We start from the raw sequence: 22,721 nt of genomic DNA on the forward strand, positions 1-22,721 counted from the left end.
GATCGATCGGTCCATCGCGGCCCTGCGCGGGTTCAGGGCAGGCCGGGCAGCAGCTTGTCCAGCGTCACCGGCAGCTCGCGGACCCGGACGCCGGTGGCCCGGTGCACGGCGTTGACCACCGCTGCCGCCGTGCCGGTGATGCCGATCTCGCCGATGCCCTTGCTGCCCATGACGTTCACGTACGGGTCGTGCTCGTCCACCCAGTGCGCCTGCACGTCGGCGACGTCGGCGTTGACCGTGATGTGGTACTCGGCCAGGTCGTGGTTGGCGACCTGGCCGATGCGGTGGTCCCAGACGCTGGTCTCGTGCAGGGCCATCGACATGCCCATGGTCATGCCGCCGACGAGCTGCGACCGCGCGGTCCGCGGGTTGACGATCCGGCCGGCCGCGAAGACGCCGTACAGCCGCGGCACCCGGATCTCACCCGTGTCGGCGTGCACCCGCACCTCGGCGAACTGCGCCCCGAAGGCGTAGGCCGCGTGGTCGGAGTCCTGCGCGGCCTGGTCGACGTCGCCGGACGCCTCGTCGCCGTCGGACGGGGAGCCGCCGAACTTCTCCCGGAAGGCGCCTGCGGCCACGACGATCGCCGAGCCCCAGGTGTTCGTGCCCGAGGACCCGCCGGCCACCGAGGCCGTCGGGTAGCGGGTGTCTCCGATCCGGACCTCGACGCCGTCGACCGGGACGCCGAGCGCGTCGGCGGCGATCTGCGGGAGGACGGTCCACGCGCCGGTCCCCAGGTCGGCGGCGCCGATCTCCACGGCGTACCGGCCGGCCTCGTACCGGACGGTGGCGGTCGACGTCGCCTGCCGCATCGTCGGGTAGACCGACGAGGCCACCCCGGTGCCGACCAGCCAGTCGCCGTCGCGGTGCCGCGACGGCGGCCGGTCGGCCCAGCCGAACCGCTCGGCGCCGTCGCGCAGGCACGCCACGAGGTTGCGGCTCGACCACGGCTTGCCGGTCTCCGGGTCCACCTCGGGCTCGTTCCGGATCCGCAGCTCCACCGGGTCCATCCCGAGGGCGTCGGCCAGCTCGTCCAGCGCGACCTCGGGACCGAACATCCCCGGGCACTCCCCCGGCGCCCGCATCCACGAGGGCACCGGGACGTCGAGGGCGGCCAGCCGGTGCGTGGTCCGCCGGCTCGGCGAGGCGTACATCATCCGGGTGGGCACGCCGGTCTGCTCGGCGAACTCCTTGATCCGCGACGTCTGCTCCACGACGTCGATCGCGATGGCCTGGAGCCGGCCCGTGCGGTCGGCGGCCACCTGCAGCTGCTGGATCGTCGGGGTGCGGTAACCGGCGAGGAAGAACATCTGCTGGCGGGTCAGGGCCAGCTTGACCGGGCGGCCGGGGACGGCGCGCGCCGCCATCGCCGCGAGGACGACGTTGGCGTGCGGCGTGCCCTTGGAGCCGAACCCGCCGCCGACGTACGGGCAGACCACCCGGATCTGCTCCTGGTCCAGGCCGAAGAGATCCGCGACCGCGGCGCGGGAGGGGTGGACGCCCTGGGTGGAGTCCCAGAGGGTGAGCGGGACGTCCTCGTCCGGCGCCCACAGGGCCGTCGTGGCGTGCGGCTCGATCGGGTTGTTGTGGTACATCGCCGTGGCGTACGTCTGCTCCACGGTGGCGTGCGCGGTCGCCATCGCCGCGGCCACGTCGCCCTCGGCGGTGTCGGTCTCGTAGCCCGCGTTGACCTGCTCCGGCGCGTACAGGTCGGGGTCGTCGACGGACAGCTCGCTGGAGTGCGGCTCCTCCGCGTAGCCGATCCGCACCAGGTCGGCGGCCTCGCGGGCCCGCTCCGAGGTCTCCGCGACGACCAGGCCCAGCGGCTGGCCCCGGAAGGCGACCTCGCGGTCCTGCAGCACCGCGAGCTCGCGGTCGTCGGTGGAGGCCAGCCGTTCCGCGTTCTCCGCCGTCACGACCGCGAGCACCCCCTCCAGCGCCTCCGCGGCGGAGGTGTCGACCGAGGTCACCCGCCCGCGCGGGATCGTGGCCTGCACGACCTGGGCGAAGGCGGGGCGGTCCACCGGCGTCTCGTAGGCGTAGGTGGCGGTGCCCCGCACCTTGGCCTCGCCGTCCCGCCGGGCGAGGGCCTGGCCGATCGCGCGGGGCTCGAGCAGACCGGTCATGCCGCGTCCTCCTGGATCAGGTCCCGCACGGTCGCGACCGCCGTCCGCGAGACGAGCGGGATCTTGAAGCCGTTGCCGCCGTCGACGCCCGGCTGGGGCTGCGCGGCCGCGAGCTCGGCGTCCAGGGCGGCCCGGACGCGCTGCTCGGTCAGCTCCTCGCCGCGGAGCACCTCCTCGGCGCGCCGGGCCCGCCAGGGCCGGTGCGCCACACCGCCGAGCGCGAGCCGCAGGTCGGTCGCGCGGCCGTCCAGGACCGTGACGACCGCGGCCACCGACACCAGGGCGAAGGCATAGGAGGCGCGGTCGCGGACCTTGCGGTAGGCCGACCGCGCACCTTCCGGCGTCGGCGGCAGGTCGATGGCCGTGATCAGCTCCCCGTGCTCCAGCACCGTGTCGCGGGAGGGGTCGTCGCCGGGGAGCCGGTGCAGCTCGGCGAAGGGGACGACGCGGGCGCCGGCCGGTCCCTGGACGTGCACCTGCGCGTCCAGCACCGCCAGGGCCACGGCCATGTCCGAAGGGTGGGTGGCGATGCAGGTCTCCGGCGCCGTCGGGTCGGGCAGCGCCCCGGGGGTGCCGAGGATGGCGTGGTAGCGGGTGTAGCCGCCCACCGCTGTGCACCCGCTGCCGGGCTCGCGCTTGTTGCACGGCGTGGTGACGTCCTGGAAGTACACGCAGCGGGTGCGCTGCAGCGGGTTGCCCGCGGTGGTCGCCAGGTTGCGCAACTGCCCCGTCGCGCCCGCCAGCAGCGCCTGCGCCAGCACCGGGTAGCGCTCCCGGACGCGCCGGTCGGCCGCCAGCTCGCTGTTGGTCACCGCGGCGCCGACCCGCAGGCCGCCGTCCTCGAGGTCGACGGTCTCCCGGGAGGTGAGCGTGCGGACGTCGACCACCAGCTCGGGACGCGCCACGCCGAGCTTGAGGTGGTCGACCAGGTTGGTCCCGCCGCCCAGGAACACCGCGCCCGGCTCCGCCGCGACGGTGCGGACCGCCTCGGCGACGTCGGCCGGACGGGCGAAGGCGAACGGCTTCACGGGGTGACCCCGCCGGCCTGCTGCACGGCCGGCACGATGTTGACGTAGGCCGCGCAGCGGCACAGGTTGCCGCTCATCCGCTCGGCCACCTCGTCGTGCGTCAGCTCCGGGTCCGCGGTGAGGTCGGCGCTCGCGTGGCTGGGCCAGCCCCGCCGGACCTCGTCCAGCACACCCACGGCCGAGCAGATCTGGCCGGGCGTGCAGTAGCCGCACTGGAACGCGTCTTTCTCCACGAACGCCTGCTGCACAGGGTGCAGGCCGTCGGCGGCGAGCCCGTCGGCGGTGGTGATCTCCGCGCCGTCGTGGGCGACCGCCAGCGCCAGGCAGCTCAGCGCCCGGTCGCCGTCCAGCAGCACCGTGCACGCGCCGCACTGCCCGTGGTCGCACCCCTTCTTCGGGCTGGTGTTGCCGAGGCGTTCGCGGAGCGCGTCGAGGAGGGTGGTGCGGGTGTCGACGGTGAGCCGGCGTCGCACGCCGTCCACCGTCAGCTCGATGTCGGCGTCCACGACGCGCGGGTGCCCACGTGCCCCGGCGCGGCAAACCCGCGGGCTCAGCCCTCCGCGAGGGAAGCGGTGATCCGCACGATCGTGCCGTCCTCCACCGGCAGGTGCGGCAGGACGGCGGGCAGCTCGGCCGCCTCCAGCCCGGCGTCGGCCAGGGCCGCCAGCAGCAGGTCCGCCTCGGCCGGCGGCACGGGCACGGTGCACCCGGACTCCTCCAGTGCCGCGCGGGCGAGGAACAGCGCTCCGGCCAGGCCGTCGTCCGGCGCGGGCACCTCGGGCACGGGGACGGCGGCGCGCGTGACCGCCTCGGCGGCCCGCACCAGCGACAGCGGCAACCCCTCGGTCTCGACCTCCAGCAGCGGCATCGCCCCGAGCGCGGCCAGCACCAGCTGCTCGGCCTCGATCCGCAGCGGGGCCTCCCACTCCGCCGCCCGGATGACCGCGCCCAGGTCGTCGGCCTCCTCACCGACGTCGTCGGCGAGCTCGGCCCAGGCGTCCGGCCGGCGGCTGCGGGCGCGCTCGGCCGCCGTCACGCAGGTGGCGTGCACGAACGGCACGAGCACCTCGTCGTCGAACCGCTCGGCGTGCACGCCGCCGTCGGGGGTCAGGGCGTTGAGCGCGTCCTGGAAGCTGCCGGGCACCGCGTCGCCGAGCTCGAGCCGCCCGTCGTCGTCGCTGCTGACCGGCAGCCCGCCGGCGGCCCGCTCCCCCAGCGTCGGCCCGCTGGGTTGCGGGACCCCCGCCCTCCGCCGCAGGTGCGGGCGGTCGGAGAGCCCCACTGCCCACGCGCAGCTCTCGGCGATCAGCGCGGCGGTCCGCTCGCGCAGCACCTCGCGGGCCAGCAGCCCCATCCAGTCGACGTCGAACACCCGCGCCAGTCTCCCAGCGCGCGCCGCTCAGGTGGTGGGGTCGGACAGGGGCAGCAGCGCCTGGAAGCGCGTGTCGCCGGGCTCGGAGATCACCCGCAGGTCGCCGCCGTGCCGCTTGACCACGGTCCGCCACGAGAGGTCGAGGCCCAGCCCGGTGCCCTGCCCGACCGGCTTGGTGGTGAAGAACGGCTCGAAGACCCGCGCGCGCAGGTCCGGCGGGATTCCGGGCCCGGTGTCGCGGACCTCGACCACCGCGGAGTCCCGGTCGCGCGCGGTTCGCAGCGTCAGCGTCCCCTCGCCCTCCATCGCCTCGAGCGCGTTGGCGATGAGGTTGGTCCACACCTGGTTGAGCTCGCCGGCGTAGGCGGGGACCTCCGGCAGGCTCCGGTCGTAGTCCTTGACCACGGTGATGCCGGGCTTGATCTTCCCGCCGAGCATCACCAGCGTGGCGTCGAGCCCGGCGTGCAGGTCGGTCGGCCGGTGCGGGGTCCGGTCCATCTGCGAGTACTGCTTGGCGGCGTCCACCAGGCCGGAGATCCGCTGGGTGCTGTCAGCGACCTCCAGCAGCAGCGTCTCGGTCTCGACCGCGTAGCCCAGCCAGCGCAGCGCCGCCTCGAGCGACGTCGGCTCCACCGCCTGCGTCACGCGGTCGAGGTCGGCCGGGCCCAGGCCCGCGGCGAGGAAGACGGTGGCCAGCTCCCACGGCCGGTCGACGCCGTGGTCGGCCAGCCAGTCGCCCAGCTCCTCCTCGCGGTCCATCCGCTCCAGGGCGGGCAGCTCGCGGGCGGTCGCCACCCGGCCGAGGAACTCCTCCTGCAGCCCGGTAAGCGCGCGCAGCATCTCGCCGTCGAACGCACCCCCGGCCAGCATCGCCAGCTTGTGCCGCATGCCGGCGAACCGCTCGCGCAGCGCGTCGGTGGCGCGGGCCGCCGCGGCCGCGGGGTTGTTCAGCTCGTGCGTCAGCCCGGCGGTCAGCTTGCCCATCGCCAGCAGCCGCTCGCGCTGCCCGACCAGCTCCGCGGAGTTCCGCTGGCCGACGAACATGCCCTCGAGCAGGTGCACCGCCATCGGGTACCACTCGTGGAACACCTCCGCGAAGGGCGCCGCGGGCAGCGCCAGGAAGCGGCAGTCGCTGATCGCCCGGACCGTCGCCGGGTAGCGCTGCTCGAGCCGGTCGCCGAAGTAGAACTGGACGGCGCCGGAGAACACCCCGCGGTGCGAGGTGCGCACCGTCTCGACCTCGCTGCCCCCGACCAGCCGGACCATCGTCATCTGCCCCTCGAGCAGGACGAAGAAGCACTCGGCGGGCTCGCCCTCGACCGAGACGTCCGCCCCGGCGGCGACGTCGACGACGTCGCCGTTGGCGGCCACCCAGGCCAGCTGCTCGTCGTCCAGGTCCTCGAACAGGAACAGCTCGCGCAGCTCCGCGGGCGCCAGCCGCTGCCCCGTGGTCACCGCTCCCCCAGGTACCGGTGCACCAGCGTGACGGCCAGGGCGCCCTCGCCGACGGCGGAGGCGACCCGCTTGACCGACTCCGCGCGCACGTCGCCGGCCACGAAGACCCCCGGCACGCTGGACTCCAGGAGGTAGGGCTCGCGGTCCAGCGCCCAGCCGCCGGGCCGGTGGCCGTCGTCCACCAGTCCGGGGCCGGTGGGCAGGAAGCCGCGGTCGTCGCGGACCAGGACGCCGTCGAGCCACGAGGTGCGCGGCTCGCCGCCGATGAAGACGAACAGGTGCCCGGCAGGCACGGTGGTGTGCTCGCCGGTGCGCACGTCCTGCATGGTGACCTCCTCGAGGTGGTCGGTGCCGTGCGCCTCGGTGACCGTCGTGCAGGTGTGCACGTGCACGTTGTCGATGGCGGCCAGCTGCTCGACCAGGTACTGCGACATCGACGCCTCCAGCGACGGCCCCCGGCAGAGCAGGTGCACCGCGCTCGCGTACCGCGCGAAGAACACCGCCGCCTGCCCCGCCGAGTTCGCCCCGCCCACGACGACCACCTGCTCCCCGGCGCACGCGGGGCCCTCGGTCATGGCCGAGCCGTAGTAGACGCCGCGGCCGGTGAGGAGGTCGGCGCCCGGCACGTCGAGGCTGCGGTAGGACACCCCCGTGGCCAGGACGACGGCGTGCGCGGCGATCGCGCTGCCGTCGTCGAAGCGCAGCACACGCTTGGGCCCGTGCACCTCCAGCGCCACGCAGTCGCGGGTCAGCAGGAGCTCGGCGCCGAACTTGCGCGCCTGGCGCCGGGCGCGGTCGGCGAGCTGGCCGCCGGAGATGCCGTTCGGGAAGCCGAGGTAGTTCTCGATCCGGCTGCTCTGCCCCGCCTGACCGCCGGTCGCCTCGCGCTCGACGAGCACCGTCCGCAGCCCCTCCGACGCGCCGTAGACCGCCGCGCCCAGGCCGGCCGGGCCGCCGCCCACCACGACGAGGTCGTAGAACTCCTGCTCCGCCGCGGTGCTCAGCCCCACCACCGAGGCGAGCTCGCTCTCCGACGGCGACTTGAGGACCGTGCCGTCGGCCGTGATGATCACCGGGACGTCGTCGGCGGTCGCGCCGGCGGCCACGAGCAGGCGCTGCCCGTCGCTCTCGTCCGCGCTGAACCAGCGGTAGGGGACGGCGTTGCGGGCGAGCAGGTCGCGGGCGCGGAAGGACGGCGCCGACCAGCGGTGGCCGATCAGCTTGACGCCCTCGACGACGGCCTCGGGGCTGTCCCGCCACGCCTCGATCATCTGGTCGACGACCGGGTAGAGCTTCTCCTCCGGCGGGTTCCAGGGCTTGAGCAGGTAGGCGTCGACGTCCACGACGTTGATCGCCTGGATGGCGGCGTCGGTGTCGGCGTAGGCGGTGAGCAGCGCGCGGCGGGCCCGCGGGAACAGGTCCATCGCCCGCTCGAGGAACTCGATGCCGTCCATCTCCGGCATCCGGTAGTCGGCCAGCAGCGCGACGACGACGTCGCCCCGCAGCTTGAGCTCTTTGAGCGCGTCGAGAGCCTCGGGGCCCGACGACGCCCGGAGCACGCGGAACTCCTCGCCGTACCTCCGCCGGAGGTCGCGCGCGACGGAGCGGGAGACCCCCGGGTCGTCGTCCACGCTGAGGAGGACCGGTGTGCCCATCTGCGACTCCTGTCCGGCGCCGGAACCAGGGCGGGCGCGTCCGGGGAGGTCACCGGGCCCGCGTATCCGGGTGCCGCCCACGACGCTAGTCGCGGGACGACCTGCGGCGCACCCCTCTTCCCCGGCGCCGGAGGCTTCCTCGGGCGGGGCGCCGTCCGTACGGTTGCCCCGTGCGTCGCCTGCAGACGGGAGTGAGCGGATGACCGGTCCCTCGATCGACCCGGCCGTGCCGCCGTCGGGCCCCGGGTGCGTGGAGTGCGAGGCCTCCGGCGGCTGGTGGTTCCACCTGCGCCGGTGCGCGGCGTGCGGGCACGTGGGCTGCTGCGACTCCTCGCCCAGCGGGCACGCCCGCACGCACGCCGGCGAGACCGGCCACCCGGTGGTCCGCAGCTTCGAGCCGGGCGAGGACTGGTTCTGGAACTTCGCGGCCGAGCGCCCCGTGACCGGTGCGCCGCTCGCCCCGCCCCAGCACCGCCCGGTCGACCAGCCGGCCCCCGGCCCCCGCGGACGCGTCCCCGCCGACTGGCGGTCCCGCCTCCGCTGACCGCACGTCCGGCGGGACGGGTCCGCGCACCGGCTCGGGAGTGGACGAGGGGCGACGGGCGCGCCGGCGCTCGCGGCGGGTCCCGAGCGCCGTGTCGAGCCGGGGACCGTCAGGTCTTGCTCTTCCCCTTCGCGTCCGAGTGCTCGTGGCGGTCGTCGCCGTGGGTGTGGTGCTCGGCCTGCTTGGACGCGCCGGTGGTGGCGCCCGCCGCGCTGGGCGCGACACCTTCGCGCTCGGCTCGCCGCGCGGCGGCACGCTGGACGTCCTGGTCGTTGTTCTTCGCCATGCCGGTCACCGCTACCCCCCCCCCCCCCCCCCGCACCGACACGCGAGCGTCGGCCCGGACGGACGCGGGTACCGGTCCCCCACCAGCGGGACGACGACGGGAGCGGGCCATAGCGGCACACGCCGGGGAACGGGCGCAGAAGACCGGTGACTTCTACTGCGCGCACTGCAGCGAGAAGGTCCACGTGACGCAGGGCGACGAGATCCCGCCCTGCCCCAACGGGCACAAGACCTTCGAGACGCGGCGGCACGAGCCGGGCAACAAGAGTTGAGCCGCGCCGGCCGCGGGTAGGGCCGGGCGGACGACCGCCGCTCCGAGCCCGTGAGGACGACTGCGTCCGGACGAGAGGACCTCCCCGTGACCGAGCCGCTGACCGTCGCCCCCGGCACGGTCGTCGTCTACACCGACGTCATCTGCGCCTGGTCCACCGTGGCGCTGCACCGCTTCCTCGCCGCGCGGAGCCGGCTGGGTCTGGACGACGCGGTGCGGGTCGACCACCGGTTGTTCCTGCTCGAGGACGTCAACCGGTTCGCCATCCCCCAGCGGATGCTGGACGCGGAGATCCCGGTCGTGGGGCAGCTCGAGCCGGGCCTCGGGATGTCGCCGTGGGCGGGCGAGCCGTCGAGCTGGCCGGTGACCGTCCTGCCCGCGGACGAGGCGGTGCACGCGGCGAAGCAGCAGTCGGCGGCTGCTGCCGAGCAGCTGGACATGGCGTTGCGGCTGGCGTTCTTCCGCGACAGCCGGTGCATCAGCATGCTGCACGAGGTGGTCGACGTCGCCCGGTCGTGCGACCTGGTCGATGACGACGCGATCGCCGCGGCGCTCGACGACGGCCGGGCCCGCGGACCGATGATGGCCGACTACCGGGCGAACCGGGAGCGGGTCCAGGGGAGCCCGCACTTCTTCCTCGCCGACGGGTCCGACGTGCACAACCCCGGCATCGCGATGCACCCGGACGAGGACGGCGGCTACCCCGTCGTCGACTCCGACGACCCCTCGGTGTACGACGACCTCGTCCGCCGTGCCGCGGCCGCGGGGGCTCAGGGCTCCTGAGCTCCCCCCGCGGCCGGCGCCTCAGCGCAGCCGCACCGGTCCGGCGTCGATCCGCGTGCGGAACAGCACGTAGGGCTTGCGCCGCTGGTCCTCGCCGCCGCGGTACTTGTCCTGCCGGTAGAGCTGGTTCGCGGTGACGTAGAGGAAGCCGTCGGCCGCGACGCTCATGGTGTCCGGCCACAGCAGCCGCGGGTCGTGCACGACGGTCTCCCACGAGCCGTCGGGCAGCCGCCGGTGGATGGCGTCGTGCTCCCCGTCGGTCACGTACAGCCGCCCCTGGTCGTCGGTCTCCAGGCCGTCGCTGACGCAGCCCTTGTCGCCCTCGTCCTGCACGGTGGCGGCCACAGCGTCGTCGTCCTGCCCGCGGTCGACGAGCGCGTCGACGGAGACGCTGTACCAGCGGCGCCCGGCCAGCGGGCAGTAGTGCAGCCGGCTGCCGTCGGCGGCGATCGCGATGCCGTCGGCCCCCATGGTCACCGGCGAGGTCTCCCCGTCGGGCGAGCGCTCCAGGAACTCGACGCCCTCGACCACCATCCGCAGGTCCGGCGGCGTGGTCGCCTTCGTGCTCGGGTGCTCGTGCAGCCGGCGCCAGGACTCTCCGGACGCGAGGTCCACGACGATGATCCCGTTCGGCCCCTGGTCCGAGGAGTCGGTGATGAACGCCGTCCCCCCGTCCCCGCGGCGCAGGTCGAAGCGGACGTCGTTGAGGTACGTCGTCGGCAGCGCCACGTCGGTCGGGAACAGGATGGTGCGGACCACCTCGTCGGTGGTCAGGTCGACGCAGACGAGCTTGGGCCCGCCGTGCTCGGTGGGCTGGAACATCGGGCTGCCGGTGTCCAGGATCCACAGCCGGTCCGCGGGGTCGACGACGACGCTCTGCACCGACACCAGCCGCTCGGGGTCGGCGTCGGAGCGGTTGTCGTTGAGCTCCTGCGAGGGGTAGGCGACCTCCTGGCCGTCGCGCAGCTCGCCCACGGTGAAGCCGACGTCGTCGCCACACTTCGGGTAGCAGACGAACACCCGCCCGGCGTGCGACACCGTCACCCCGGTCGGCATGGCGCCGGTGAACTGGTGGACGACCTCGAGCCCGCCGACGGTCTCGTCGACGGCGATCCGCAGCGCCGCCGTCACCGGGACCCACCGGCCAACGGCGCGGGCCCGAAGGCCCGGGTGACGTGGGCGGCCGCCTCCTGCTGCGCCTGCTCCGCCTCGTCCAGCACGGCGGCGGCGCCGAAGAACTCGTGCATGACGCCCGCGTAGTAGCGGTGGGTCGTCGCGACGCCGGCGGCCTCCAGGTCCTGCGCGAACTGCTGCCCCTGGCTCCGGAGCACGTCGCGCTCGTCGGTGATGACCAGGGTGGGCGGCATCTGCGCCCGCTGGGCCTCCGTCCAGCCAAGCAGGTCGATGCGCGGGTCCTGGGCGGCGTCCGGCTTCCCCTGGAAGGCGTGCATGGCCATCCAGCTCAGCAACGCGCGGTTCAGCGGCCGGCCGTCGGCGGCGTCGACCATCGACTCGCCGAACTGCTCGCCGGTGGTGAGCGGGTACACGAGCACCTGGGCCAGCGGCAGCGGCTGCCCGTTGGCGGCCAGCTGCAGGCAGGTAGCCGCCGCCATGTTGCCGCCGACGGACTCCCCGCCGATGGCCAGCCGGGAGGCGTCGCCGCCGAAGGATGCCGCGTTCTGCGTGACCCAGTGCCAGGCGGTGAGGACGTCGTCGTGCGAGGCGGGGAAGACCGCCTCGGGCGCCCGCCGGTAGTCCGGCGTGACGACGATCGCGCCGGTCCTGTTCGTCAGACCCCGGCAGGAGGCGTCGTAGTGGTCGTCGATGTCGAACAGCACCCACCCACCGCCGTGGATCCACATGATCACCGGGAGGGGCGCGGTGCCGGCACCGGCCGGCGTGTAGACCCGGAGCCGCTGGGTGCCGCCGGCGCCGCCGGGGATCTCCAGGTCCTCGACCGAGCCGACCGGCTCGGGCCCCTCGATCCCCCGCTCGGCCATGACCTTCTCGACCGCCTGCTTCGGACCCGGCTGCTTGCGGGCCTGGTCGGGCGTGAGGATCTCGAACGGCAGCGGGCCCAGCGACGAGTGGGCGTCGACGATCGCCTGCGCCTGCGGGTTCAGCAGACCGGAGGCGTCGGTCGCGGCCTCCTTCTGCTTGCCCGACAGCAGGTCGCGGACGTGGTCCAGCGGCTTGGCGAGCATCCCGGCGATCCGCTCGGCCAGGCCCTCGTCGGGGGCGTGCGGGTGCGGCCGGGTCGGCGCCTGCCGCTTGGCGGCGAGGAACTGCTCGCCGAGCTGCGCCATGCGCTCGGGCCCGGCCTTGCGCCGGAACTCGGGCAGTTCCTCGTTCTCCTCGTCGTCCACGTGATGGCGGACGAGGCCGATCAGGCGGGTCAGCGACTCCTCGAAGTCGGTCTCCCCCGGCTCCGTCCGGCCCAGGGTGACGAGCAGTTCCTTGATCTGCTGGTGCTCGTGCTCGGCGTCCTCGTGCTCGTCGGTCATGCCGATCTCGGGCCAGATCGGGTAGAGCACCGTCTCCTCGGCGAACGCGTGCAGCGCCAGCTCCAGCGAGATCTGGTCGACCAGCACCCGCCGGTTGCCGCGCCCGGCCTCCAGGTGCTGGAACTGGCGCTCGACGATCGCGTGGTCGTCGGCGATCAGGTGGTCGATGTCGCCGGGCAGGGTCGGGTAGTCCAGGGCCACGGGACTGCTCCTCAGGAGTGTGGGAACCGGCCTGGTCGGCTCGACGACCGGTTGCCCGCGACCTACCCCTCGTCCCTGCAGGTACACGCGCCGATCGAGGCGTGTCCCGGACGTGCACGGGTAGCGCGGTGGAGGCGACGCCCGCAGACCGATCCCAGGCCGCCGGTGCGCCGGACCTCAGGAGGACACGTGAAGGCAGTGGTGTGGCACGGCGTCGGGGACATCCGGCTCGACGACGTCCCCGACCCGACCATCCAGGACCCGACCGACGCGATCGTGGAGATCACCGCGAGCGCGATATGCGGCACCGACCTGCACTTCGTGCGCGGGACGATGAGCGGGATGGTCGAGGGCACGATCCTCGGCCACGAGGCGGTCGGCGTCGTCCGCGAAACCGGCCCGGGCGTCCGCAACCTGCGCCCGGGTGACCGGGTGGTCATCCCCTCGACCGTCGCGTGCGGCACCTGCTCGTACTGCCGCGCCGGCTACTACGCGCAGTGCGACAACGCCAACCCGAACGGGCCGACCGCGGGCACCTGCTTCTTCGGCGGCCCGCAGAGCACCGGTCCGGTGGACGGGCTGCAGGCGCAGTACGCCCGCATCCCGTTCGCGCACGTAGGTCCGGTGTGGCTGCCCCCCGAGGTGTCCGACGACGCGGCGATCATGCTGTCGGACATCTACCCGACCGCCTGGTTCGGCGCCCGCCTGGCCGAGGTGGGCCAGGGCGACACGGTGCTCGTCCTGGGCGCCGGACCGGTCGGGCAGTTCGCCGTCACCAGCGCTTTCCAGCAGGGTGCCGCGCGGGTGCTCGTCGTCGACGGCATCGGGTCCCGGCTCGAGCAGGCCCGCGCCCGCGGCGCCGAGGCGGTCGACTTCAACGCCGAGGACCCGGTCGAGGTCGTCAAGGAGCTCACCGGCGGGATCGGGGTCGACCGGGTGATCGACGCCGTCGGCGTGGACGCGCAGCGGCCGAAGGAGGGGCCGGCGGCCGAGGCGGCCGAGCAGCAGGCCGCGGAGTTCGAGCGCGAGCGCGAGCAGGTGGCGCCCGAGCAGAACCCGCAGGGCTCGACGTGGGTGCCCGGCGACGCGCCCAGCCAGTCGTTGCAGTGGGCGGTCGAGGCGGTGGCCAAGGCCGGGAGCATCGGCATCATCGGCGTCTACCCGCCGGACATGACCAGCTTCCCGATCGGTGCGGCCATGAACAAGAACCTGACCGTGAAGATGGGCAACTGCAACCACCGCCGGTACATCCCGCAGCTGCTCGACCTGGTGCGCACCGGTGCGATCGACCCGGCGACCGTGCTGACCGAGGTCGAGGACATGCCGTCGGTCCTCGACGCGTACGAGACCTTCGACCAGCGGCAGGGCGGCTGGACCAAGGTGGCGCTCGACCCGTCCTGAGCCACGGGGCCGGGAACGGTGCCGGGGCCTCCTCCGGCACCGTTCCCCGTCAGGACTCCCGCTCGTGCACCACGTGCACCGCCGCCTCCTCGGCCGAGGCCCCGGCGCCGTCGATGCCCTCGTCGCGCGCCCACAGCTCGTCGTCGGTGTCCGCGTCGCCGCCCTCGTCGGCGGCGACCAGGCGGCCGGCCTGCACGTCGCCCACCTCGTCGTCGAGCAGCTCGCCGTCGGTGTCGGAGCTGTCCCCCAGGCCGTCGCCCTCGTCCGGGGTGCCGTCGGGCAGCTCGCGCGCGAGCCTCCCGTCCAGGCTCTCGCCGGCGGACTCCTCGGCCTCCGTGGTCCCCCAGTCCTCCACGCCCCACGGCCGCTCGGGCGGCGACCACCCCGTGTCCAGCACGTCCCGCACCCCGCGCGGGTCCTCCAGCGTGTCCTCGGCCTCCAGCAGCCCGGAGGCCTCCTCCGGGTCCGTCCCGTCCGTCCCGAAGATGCCCGGATCCGACATGGGCGTCCCTCCCGACCGCCGGTGGCGGGCCGTCCGCCCGGCGAGCCGAGTCTGGCCGGACCGGAGCGCGGGGACCAGCCCCCCCCCCGCACCCCGGTCCGCTCCTCACTCCGAGGCGGACGCCGCGGTGTCGCCCTCGCCCTGCTCGCTGCTCGGCGGCCCGATCCACACCGTCTTGGCGTTCATGAACTCCCGCATGCCGACCTCGGTCAGCTCGCGGCCGTAGCCGCTCTGCTTCACGCCGCCGAAGGGCAGCTCCGGGTAGCTGGTGGTCATCCCGTTGACGAACGCCATGCCCGAGGCGATGTCGCGGACGAACTGCGCGCGCTCGTCCTCGTCCTCGCTCCACAGGTTGCTGCCCAGCCCGTAGGGGTGGCTGTTGGCGATCTCGATCGCCTCGTCCAGGGAGTCCACGGTGAACAGCGCGGCCACCGGCCCGAACACCTCCTCGGCGTAGAGGTCCATCTCCGGCGTGATGCCGCTCAGCAGGGTCGGCTCGTAGAACCAGCCGGGCCGGTCCACCCGCTTCCCGCCCACCAGCACCGTGGCGCCCTTGCCGACGGCGTCCTGCACGTACTTCTCGACGTCCTCGAGTCCGGACTCGGTGGCCAGCGGGCCGACCTGGGTGCCCTCGTCCCGCGGGTCGCCGACGGTGAGATCGGCGATCTTGGCGGCGAACAGCCGGGTGAACTCCTCGGCGACGTCGCGGTGCACGAAGAACCGCTTGGCGGCGATGCAGCTCTGCCCGTTGTTCTGGTTGCGCGAGGTCACCGCCACCTCGGCCGCCCGGTCCAGGTGCGCCGACGGCATGACGATGAACGGGTCGCTGCCGCCGAGCTCGAGCACGGTCGGCTTGAGGACGTCGCCGGCGATCGCGGCGACCGACTGCCCGGCCGGGGCACTGCCGGTGAGCGTCGCGGCGGCGACCCGGTCGTCGCGCAGCACCCGCTCGATGGTCTTCGACCCGATCAGCAGCGTCTGGAAGACGTCGTCGGGGAAGCCGGCCTTGCGGAACAGCTCCTCCATGTACAGCGCGGTCTGCGGCACGTTGCTGGCGTGCTTGAGCAGCCCGACGTTGCCGGCCATGAGCGCCGGCGCGGCGAAGCGCATCGCCTGCCACAGCGGGAAGTTCCACGGCATGACGGCCAGGACGACGCCGATCGGCTGGTGGACGACGTAGGCCTGCGTGGCGCCCACCGCCTCGGCGTCCCGGGGCTGCGGCTCGAGCAGGGCTGGGCCGTGCTCGGCGTACCAGCGCAGCGCCGCGGCGCACTTGCCGACCTCGGCCTTCGCCGCGGCGAGCGTCTTGCCCATCTCGGTGGTCATCAGCGCGGCGACGTCGTCGGTCTCGGCGTCCAGCACGTCGGCGGCCGCGGTGAGCCAGCCGGCCCGGTCGGCGGGCGAGGTGCGCCGGTAGCTCGCCGCCGCGGCGGCCGCGCGGGCCAGCTTGTCCTCGAGCGCGTCGTCCGAGAGCGGCTCGAACGTCCGCAGCGTCTCCCCGGTGCTGGGGTCGATCGTGGCGATGGCCATGGTGGGTCCCTCCGTCGTCTGCTCCGCTCCCCTGCCCGCGCCGTCCCCCGCGCAACCGCCGCCCTCGCGTGACCGGAGTGGCCACTCCGGCGGGTCAGGGGGCGCGGAGCACCTGCTCCAGCGCCGCCCGGACGCCGCGGGTGCGGATGAGGTCCAGCGTGTCGCGGTAGGTGACCGCGAAGCGCTCGTCGTCGACCAGGTCGCCGAACACCTCGCGGTCGGAGACGAAGGCGAGCGGGTCTTCGGCCTGCCGGCGGGCGGCGGACATCAGCCGCTCGCGCAGCGGGTCGACCACCTCGATCGGGGAGCCGTCCTCGCCGACGCCCTCGGCGTAGCGCGCCCACCCGGCCAGCACCGCGACCGTGCACCGGATCCCGCCACCGGAGGCCAGGTTGGCCCGCAGCACCGGCAGCAGGAACTTGGGGATGCGGTCCGAGCTCTCGGCGCACAGCCGGGCCAGCGTGTCGCGCATGTTCGGGTTGGCGAACCGGCCGATGAGGTCGGCCTTGTAGGAGTCCAGGTCGATGCCGGGCACCGGGGCGAGCGTCGGCGTCGCCTCCTGGTCCATGTAGCCGTGCAGGAAGCGGCGGAACAGCGGGTCCTGGCAGACGTCGTGCATGAAGGTGTAGCCGGCCAGCACCCCGAGGTAGCCCAGCGCCTGGTGGCTGCCGTTGAGCAGCCGCAGCTTCATCAGCTCGTAGGGCTCGACGTCGACGACCAGCTGGACGCCGGCCTCCTCCAGCGGCGGGCGGTCGGTGGCGAACCGGTCCTCGAGCGCCCACTGCGTCCACGGCTCGCACACCACGGGCCAGCCGTCCTCGACGCCGAACCGGCGGGCCAGCTCCGCACGGTGCACGTCGGTGGTGGCCGGGGTGATCCGGTCGACCATCGAGTTCGGGAACGGCACCTCGCGGGCCACCCACTCCCCCAGCTCCGGGTCGCGCAGGGCGGCGTAGGCGCCGAAGCTGCGCCGGGCGACGTCGCCGTTGCCGGGGATGTTGTCGCAGGACACCACGGTGAACGGGGCGTGGCCGCGCTCGCGCCGGCGGACCAGCGCCTCGGTGACCAGACCGAAGCTGGTGCGCGGCACGGCACCCGGCACGAGGTCGGCCAGCACGGCGGGATCGGTCGCGTCGAACGCGCCGGTGACGTCGTCGACGTTGTAGCCGCCCTCGGTCACGGTCAGCGAGACGACGCGGATCGCGGGGTCGGCCATCCGCTCGACCACCGCCTCCGGGTCGTCCGGCGCCAGCAGGTACTCGACCACCGAGCCGACCACCCGCGCGTCCAGGTAGCCGTCGGGATGGGCGACGACGAGCGTGTAGAGGCAGTCCTGCGCCGCCATGACCTCGGCCATCCGCCGGTCGCCGGGCAGCACCCCCACGCCGCAGATGCCCCAGTCCAGCGCCAGGCCCCGCTCCATGAGGCGGTCGAGGTACATCGCCTGGTGGGAGCGGTGGAAGCCGCCGACCCCCAGGTGCACGATCCCGGCACGGACCTCCCGCCGGTCGTAACCGGGCGTGGAGACCGACGCGCTCAGCGAGGCCAGGGTGCGGGAGGAGAGGGCGGGCACCCTCGCGACCTTGCCCCGGAACACGGCTCCGTAACGGCAGGGGGCGAAACCGAATACCGTTCGAGGATGTGGGATCGTCGCACGTACACGTCGAGACCGCAGAGCGACTGCGGTCAGGAATGAGGACCGATGCAGTTGCAGCTGTCCCCGGAGATGCAGGCGTTCCGGGAGGAGATGCGGACCTTCTTCACCACGCAGGTGCCGAAGGAGATCCGTGACAAGGGCGCGGCCCGTCACCACCCGACGAAGCAGGACTTCGTCACCACCCAGCAGATCCTGAACAAGGCCGGCCTGGCCGTGCCGCACTGGCCGGTCGAGTACGGCGGCCGCGACTGGACGCCGCTGCAGCGCCACATCTGGCGCGAGGAGATGCAGCTGGCCCACGTGCCCGAGCCGCTGGCCTTCAACACCAGCATGATCGGCCCGGTGCTGGCGCAGTTCGGCAACCAGGAGCAGAAGGACCGCTTCCTGGCCAAGACCGCCAACCTCGACATCTGGTGGTGCCAGGGCTTCTCCGAGCCCGACGCCGGCTCCGACCTCGCCGGGCTGCGCACCGTCGCCGTCCAGGACGGCGACGAGTGGGTCGTCAACGGTCAGAAGACCTGGACGACGATGGGCCAGCACGCCGACTGGATCTTCTGCCTCGCCCGCACGGACCCGACGGCGGAGAAGAAGCAGCGCGGCATCTCGATGCTGGTCTTCCCGATGGACACCCCCGGTGTGACCCTGCGCCCGATCGAGCTGCTCGACGGCGGCTTCGAGGTCAACGAGGTCTTCTTCGAGGACGTCCGCGTCCCGTCGGAGAACCTCATCGGCGAGGTCAACAAGGGCTGGGACCAGGCGAAGTTCCTGCTCGGCAACGAGCGCGTCGGCATCGCCCGCGTCGGTGGCACCAAGGGCATGCTGGCTCTGGCCAAGGAGCTCGCCCGCGAGACCACCTACAACGGCCGCCCGCTGCTGGAGGACCCGCGCTACTCCTCCCGCATCGCCGAGATCGAGAACGAGCTCGTCGCCCTGGAGCTGACCGCGCTGCGCGTGGTCGCCAACTCCGCCGACGGCAAGCCGCACCCGGCCTCCTCGGTGCTCAAGCTCAAGGGCTCGGTGCTGCAGCAGGAGGTGACCGAGCTGATCGTCGACATCGCCGGCCCGCTGTCGGTCGCCTCGTTCGCCGAGGAGGGCTCCGACGTGCCCGACTGGGCGCGGGTCTCGGCCCCCGAGTACCTCAACTACCGGAAGGTCTCCATCTACGGAGGCTCCAACGAGGTGCAGCGCGTCATCATCAGCGGCACGATCCTGGGGTTGTGAGATAGCCATGGACTTCACCTACGACAGCGAGCAGAACGACCTCCGCGAGGCCGTGGCCGCGCTGCTGGCCCGGGCCTACGGCGACAGCGAGGCCCGCCGCAAGACCACCAAGACCGACCCCGGCTTCGACGAGAAGGTCTGGACGCAGCTGGCCGAGATGGGCCTGCTGGGTCTGCCCTTCGCCGAGGAGCACGGCGGCGCGGGCGCCGGCCCGGTCGAGGTCGCGATCGTCGCCGAGGAGATCGGGCGGGTGCTCGCACCCGAGCCGTTCGTCGAGGCCGTCGTCCTCGCCGGCGGGCTGATCGACGCCGTAGGCACCGACGCGCAGAAGGGCGAGCTCCTCGAGGGCCTCGCCGGCGGCGGCACGCTGCCCGCCTTCGCGCACGCCGAGATCGGTGCCCGGTGGACGCCGACCGCCTCGGCGGTCACGGCCACCGAGGCCGGCGGCAGCTGGACGCTGAGCGGCGTCAAGGAGCCGGTGCCGCACGGTGCCCGCGCCGACGTCCTCGTCGTCTCCGCCGCGCTGCCGGACGGTGGCACGGGGCTGTTCCTGGTCCAGGGCGACGCGTCCGGCCTCAGCCGGACCGGCTACCGCAACCACGACGGCACCCGCTCGGCCAACGTCCGGTTCGACGGCACCCCGGCCACCGTGCTGGGCACCGGCGGCGACCAGACGCAGGCCATCGAGCGGGCGCAGGCCGTGGCCCGGATCGCCTACGCCCACGAGGCCGTCGGCGCCATGGACACCGCGCTGCGCACCACCACCGAGTACCTCAAGACGCGCAAGCAGTTCGGCGTCACGCTCAACAAGTTCCAGGCGCTGAACTTCCGCGCCGCGGACATGTACGTGTCCCTGGAGCTGGCCCGCAGCATCGCGCTGTGGGCCTCGGTGGTGCAGCTCTCCGACGGTGACGTCGTCACCGCCGCCGACCGGGCCCGGCTGCTCACCAGCCGCACCGGCCGGCACATCGGCAAGGACGCCATCCAGCTGCACGGTGGCATCGGCGTCACCGCCGAGTACAAGGTCGGCCACTACACCAGCCGGCTGACCGCGATCGACCACCTGCTGGGCGACGGCGACTTCGCCGCCGACCGGCTCGCGGCGAAGGTCGGCAGCTACCCGACCGTCGACCCGCTGGGCGCCCCGTACGCCTGATCGACGCACGACAGAGCCCCGCTCCCCGTCCCGGGGGGCGGGGCTCCGTCGTTCAGTCGCCCAGCATCGCCCGGCGCAGCTCGTCGGCCTCGGCGCGGACGGCGTCCAGCACCGGCACCACGTCGTCCTCGCGGAGCTGGCCGCAGCTGACCCGGACGATCGGCACGGCGTCGTAGCCCTCCGTCGTCAGGCGGGCGGCGATCTCGAAGCAGGAGCGCAGCAGCGCGCCCTCCATCGCCCGGTAGTCGTCGACCTGCTGCAGCGGGACGAGCATCGTGCCCGGGAAGCCCCACTGCTCGAGGGCGACGCCGGTCAGCCGCAGGCTGTTGATGCCGTAGCGCCGCGTCTCCGCAGCGCGGCGGCCGGAGAAGGTCGGCTCGGCGGCCACGAGCTCGCCGTAGCCCTCGGTGTCGTTGTGGAACAGCAGCGCGGCGCCCAGCTGCGCGAGCAGGCCCAGGCACAGCGCGTCCTGCGGGCGCTCGCCGAAGCGGGGCGCCAGCGTGGAGGCAGCCAGCGCCAGGCGGGTGGTGAACGCCCAGAAGTCGTCGGGCAGCCGGGACTCGTCGTCCAGGTCGGTGAGCGCGACGGTGGCCATGGTGCGCACGGTGGTGAACCCGACGACGGTGACCGCGAACTGCAGCGAGGTGACCCGGCCGCGCATGCCGAAGTAGGCGGAGTTGGCCAGCTTCATCACCCGGCCGGCCAGCGCGACGTCGGAGGCCAGGATGCGCGACAGCTCCTTGGCGCTGGTGTCCTCGGAGTTGGCCACCGTCACCAGCTGCGCGGCGACCGGTCGCTGCGTCGCCATCGTGTCGATGCCGGCCAGCACCTTCTCGACGTCGAAGGTGGGCGTCGCGACCGGGGCGAGCCCGGGGCGGGGGAAGGGCGTGACGGTCACCGGTCGCTGTCCCCGTTCGTGGCGAACCAGGCGGCGGCGTGCCCCCCGGACATGGGCTCGGCCAGGCTGAAGCCCTGCAGGTAGGTGGCGCCCAGCCGGCGCAGCTCGTCGGCCTGCGCGGGGGTCTCCACGCCCTCGGCGACGGTGCACAGGTTGAGGTTGCGGGCCAGGGCGATGACCGCCGAGGCGATCTCCCCGTGCCCCTCCCCGAGCTCGGCGACGAACGAGCGGTCGACCTTGAGGCAGTTCACCGGCAGGTGGCGCAGGTAGGCCAGCGAGGAGTAGCCGGTGCCGAAGTCGTCGATGGCCAGCTCCACGCCGAGGTCGCGCAGGTCCCGGAGGACCGTCTGCGCCGAGTCCGGGTCCTTCATCAGCGCCGACTCCGTGATCTCGACGGAGATCCGCGCCGCGGGCAGCCCGTGCCGCTCGAGGGCGGCCGCGACCTGCGCCGGCAGGTTGCCGTCCAGCTGCAGCGCCGACACGTTCACGTTGGCCCGCGCGGGCGCCCCCGGCCCCATGAGGAGGTCCCACTCGGCGAGCTGGCGGCAGGTCTCGTCCAGCACGAACAGGCCCAGCCCGGAGATCAGACCGCTCTCCTCGGCCAGCGGCACGAACACGGTGGGGCTGATCGTCCCGCGTTCGGGGTGCTCCCAGCGGGCCAGCGACTCGACGGCCACCGGGCGGCCGGAGGCCGTGCTGAAGATCGGCTGGTAGAGCAGCGAGAGGCCGCGCTCGTCGATGGCGTCGCGCAGCTCGGTCACCAGGCGCAGCTTGTCCCGCGCCTGTGCCCGCGCGTGCTGGTCGAGCACCGAGATGCGGCCCTTGCCGCCGGCCTTGGCCTGGTACATCGCGATGTCGCAGTCGCGGATGAGCTCCTCGGCCGCCACGTGCTCGGCGGTCTGCACGGTGACGCCGACGCTGGCGTGCGGGCGCACGTCCACCCCGCCCAGCCGCAGCGGCTCGGCGAGCGCGGCGGTGATCCGCTCGGCCAGGGCGACGGCGTCGTCCTCCCCCACGTGCTCGCAGACGACGACGAACTCGTCGCCGCCGAACCGGGCGACCAGGTCCCCGGGGCGCACGGTGGCGCGCAGCCGCTCGGCAACCTCGACGAGCAGCTCGTCGCCCGCGGTGTGGCCGAGGGAGTCGTTGACCACCTTGAAGTTGTCCAGGTCGAGGAAGAGGCAGGCCAGCCCGCCGGCGCCGGGACGGAAGCGCTCGGCCACGTACTGGGCCAGCAGCGTCCGGTTGGGCAGCCCGGTGAGCGGGTCGTGGTTGGCCTGGTGGGCCAGCTGCGCCTCGAAGGCCAGCCGGTCGGTGATGTCCTCGATGGTCGCGACGAACCCGGCACCCACGCCGGGGGTGAACAGGTGGGCGAAGCGGATGATCGTCGTCCGCAGCGAGCCGTCGTCCCGGACCAGCCGCGCCTTGACCTCGACCTCCCCGCCGTCCAGCGCCGCCGACACCTGCTCGATGACGGCGTCGAGGTCGTCCGTGTGCAGCGTGTCGATCCAACCGGTGCCCAGCATCTGCTCGGCCCCCCGGCCGACCAGGCTGCAGAACGCGTCGTTGACGTGCGCCAGGCGCATGCCCTGCTCGGAGAGCAGGGTCGGCACCGGCGAGCGCTCGGTGAGGGCGGAGAAGCGGCGCTCGTGCGCGTCCGCGGTCGCGCGCAGGGCGCGCTCCTGCTCGTTGTCGGTCTTGCGCAGCATGACCGTCCAGCGCCGCCCGCCCGGGGACGGCGTGGTGAGGACGCCGGCCTCGAGCAGCGCTCCGCTGGCGGTGCGGACGTGCAAGGTGCGGCGGGCCGAGCGCTCCCGGCGCAGCAGCAGCTTGAGCTCCCCGCCGCCGACGCTCGGGAACAGGTGCTCCACGGGCATGGCGCAGAGGTCCTCGAGGCCGTAGCCGAGCAGCTGCACCGCGCCCTCGTTGGCCCAGGTGAACCGCTGGGTGCGCCCGGCGGTCTCGGCCACGAGCAGCGCCATGGCGTCGCTCACCGAGGCGCTGTAGAAGATGGAGGAGACGATCTCCGACGGAGCGTGGTGGTCCGACGCGGTCACGGCGGTCACGGTCCTCCCCTCGTCGCTGGTACGGCGCCCGACCGGGCGCATCAGGGGCTACTTCGGCGCCCCCGG

Annotated in this window: 19 protein-coding genes; 5 read left to right on the forward strand and 14 right to left on the reverse strand. The window is 73.8% G+C overall.

Features of this window, described 5'->3' with window-relative positions:
* Window positions 1–32: 32 nt before the first annotated feature.
* The 6 genes from ACI79H_RS10685 to ACI79H_RS10710 are packed head-to-tail and all read right to left on the reverse strand — an operon-like array spanning window position 33 to window position 7,636.
* Window positions 33–2,126 (reverse strand): xanthine dehydrogenase family protein molybdopterin-binding subunit, encoded by a 2,094-nt coding sequence (locus ACI79H_RS10685; protein ID WP_456554357.1) that lies wholly within the window; start codon window positions 2,124–2,126, stop codon window positions 33–35.
* Window positions 2,123–3,154: an FAD binding domain-containing protein gene (locus tag ACI79H_RS10690; protein ID WP_456554358.1), complete on the reverse strand. Its 1,032-nt coding sequence runs from the start codon at window positions 3,152–3,154 to the stop codon at window positions 2,123–2,125. Before ACI79H_RS10690 ends, ACI79H_RS10685 begins: the two co-directional genes overlap by 4 nt.
* On the reverse strand, window positions 3,151–3,660 hold the full coding sequence (locus ACI79H_RS10695) for a 2Fe-2S iron-sulfur cluster-binding protein (RefSeq protein ID WP_456554359.1): 510 nt from the start codon (window positions 3,658–3,660) through the stop codon (window positions 3,151–3,153). Before ACI79H_RS10695 ends, ACI79H_RS10690 begins: the two co-directional genes overlap by 4 nt.
* A 44-nt stretch (window positions 3,661–3,704) precedes the next feature.
* The gene (locus ACI79H_RS10700) at window positions 3,705–4,526 is read right to left on the reverse strand and encodes a hypothetical protein (RefSeq protein ID WP_456554360.1); all 822 of its coding nucleotides are present in this window, start codon (window positions 4,524–4,526) and stop codon (window positions 3,705–3,707) included.
* Window positions 4,527–4,553: 27 nt separating this feature from the next.
* Window positions 4,554–5,981 carry an ATP-binding protein gene (locus ACI79H_RS10705; protein WP_456554361.1) on the reverse strand — a complete coding sequence of 476 codons (1,428 nt, stop codon included), beginning with the start codon at window positions 5,979–5,981 and terminating at the stop codon, window positions 4,554–4,556.
* Entirely contained in the window at window positions 5,978–7,636 is a 1,659-nt protein-coding gene (locus ACI79H_RS10710; protein ID WP_456554362.1) for an FAD-dependent oxidoreductase, read from the reverse strand. Before ACI79H_RS10710 ends, ACI79H_RS10705 begins: the two co-directional genes overlap by 4 nt.
* A 199-nt stretch (window positions 7,637–7,835) precedes the next feature.
* Between ACI79H_RS10710 and ACI79H_RS10715 the strand changes: the two genes are divergently transcribed.
* Window positions 7,836–8,180 carry a UBP-type zinc finger domain-containing protein gene (locus ACI79H_RS10715; RefSeq protein ID WP_456554363.1) on the forward strand — a complete coding sequence of 115 codons (345 nt, stop codon included), beginning with the start codon at window positions 7,836–7,838 and terminating at the stop codon, window positions 8,178–8,180.
* A gap of 109 nt (window positions 8,181–8,289) precedes the next feature.
* Here ACI79H_RS10715 and ACI79H_RS10720 read toward each other — a convergent pair whose 3' ends face one another.
* Complete coding sequence (locus ACI79H_RS10720) at window positions 8,290–8,466, reverse strand: hypothetical protein (protein ID WP_456554364.1); 177 nt, start codon at window positions 8,464–8,466, stop codon at window positions 8,290–8,292.
* A gap of 357 nt (window positions 8,467–8,823) precedes the next feature.
* Between ACI79H_RS10720 and ACI79H_RS10725 the strand changes: the two genes are divergently transcribed.
* Complete coding sequence (locus ACI79H_RS10725; protein WP_456554365.1) at window positions 8,824–9,519, forward strand: DsbA family protein; 696 nt, start codon at window positions 8,824–8,826, stop codon at window positions 9,517–9,519.
* A gap of 21 nt (window positions 9,520–9,540) precedes the next feature.
* Here the strand turns inward: ACI79H_RS10725 and ACI79H_RS10730 are convergent, their stop codons facing one another.
* Window positions 9,541–10,650, reverse strand: a complete 1,110-nt coding sequence (locus ACI79H_RS10730; RefSeq protein ID WP_456554366.1) for an L-dopachrome tautomerase-related protein — start codon at window positions 10,648–10,650, stop codon at window positions 9,541–9,543.
* Window positions 10,647–12,224 (reverse strand): alpha/beta hydrolase fold domain-containing protein, encoded by a 1,578-nt coding sequence (locus ACI79H_RS10735; protein WP_456554367.1) that lies wholly within the window; start codon window positions 12,222–12,224, stop codon window positions 10,647–10,649. Before ACI79H_RS10735 ends, ACI79H_RS10730 begins: the two co-directional genes overlap by 4 nt.
* Before the next feature lie 189 nt (window positions 12,225–12,413).
* Here ACI79H_RS10735 and ACI79H_RS10740 point away from each other — a divergent pair, with 189 nt between their 5' ends.
* The gene (locus tag ACI79H_RS10740; protein WP_456554368.1) at window positions 12,414–13,625 is read left to right on the forward strand and encodes a zinc-dependent alcohol dehydrogenase; all 1,212 of its coding nucleotides are present in this window, start codon (window positions 12,414–12,416) and stop codon (window positions 13,623–13,625) included.
* A gap of 49 nt (window positions 13,626–13,674) precedes the next feature.
* Here the strand turns inward: ACI79H_RS10740 and ACI79H_RS10745 are convergent, their stop codons facing one another.
* The 3 genes from ACI79H_RS10745 to ACI79H_RS10755 form a co-directional block, all read right to left on the reverse strand.
* Window positions 13,675–14,127 (reverse strand): DUF5709 domain-containing protein, encoded by a 453-nt coding sequence (locus ACI79H_RS10745; protein ID WP_456554369.1) that lies wholly within the window; start codon window positions 14,125–14,127, stop codon window positions 13,675–13,677.
* Window positions 14,128–14,232: 105 nt separating this feature from the next.
* Window positions 14,233–15,657, reverse strand: coding sequence for an NADP-dependent succinic semialdehyde dehydrogenase (locus ACI79H_RS10750; protein WP_456554370.1), 1,425 nt, complete (start codon window positions 15,655–15,657; stop codon window positions 14,233–14,235).
* Window positions 15,658–15,751: 94 nt separating this feature from the next.
* Window positions 15,752–17,230, reverse strand: a complete 1,479-nt coding sequence (locus tag ACI79H_RS10755; protein WP_456554371.1) for a mannitol dehydrogenase family protein — start codon at window positions 17,228–17,230, stop codon at window positions 15,752–15,754.
* A gap of 129 nt (window positions 17,231–17,359) precedes the next feature.
* Here ACI79H_RS10755 and ACI79H_RS10760 point away from each other — a divergent pair, with 129 nt between their 5' ends.
* Together ACI79H_RS10760 and ACI79H_RS10765 are read left to right on the forward strand one after the other, a co-directional pair.
* Window positions 17,360–18,535: an acyl-CoA dehydrogenase family protein gene (locus ACI79H_RS10760; RefSeq protein ID WP_456554372.1), complete on the forward strand. Its 1,176-nt coding sequence runs from the start codon at window positions 17,360–17,362 to the stop codon at window positions 18,533–18,535.
* A gap of 7 nt (window positions 18,536–18,542) precedes the next feature.
* Window positions 18,543–19,691: an acyl-CoA dehydrogenase family protein gene (locus ACI79H_RS10765; RefSeq protein ID WP_456554373.1), complete on the forward strand. Its 1,149-nt coding sequence runs from the start codon at window positions 18,543–18,545 to the stop codon at window positions 19,689–19,691.
* A gap of 52 nt (window positions 19,692–19,743) precedes the next feature.
* Here ACI79H_RS10765 and ACI79H_RS10770 read toward each other — a convergent pair whose 3' ends face one another.
* Window positions 19,744–20,589, reverse strand: a complete 846-nt coding sequence (locus tag ACI79H_RS10770; RefSeq protein WP_456554374.1) for an HDOD domain-containing protein — start codon at window positions 20,587–20,589, stop codon at window positions 19,744–19,746.
* Window positions 20,586–22,646: a putative bifunctional diguanylate cyclase/phosphodiesterase gene (locus ACI79H_RS10775; protein ID WP_456554375.1), complete on the reverse strand. Its 2,061-nt coding sequence runs from the start codon at window positions 22,644–22,646 to the stop codon at window positions 20,586–20,588. Before ACI79H_RS10775 ends, ACI79H_RS10770 begins: the two co-directional genes overlap by 4 nt.
* Window positions 22,647–22,721: the final 75 nt, after the last annotated feature.

This window comes from Blastococcus sp. SYSU D01042 (genome assembly GCF_054050515.1).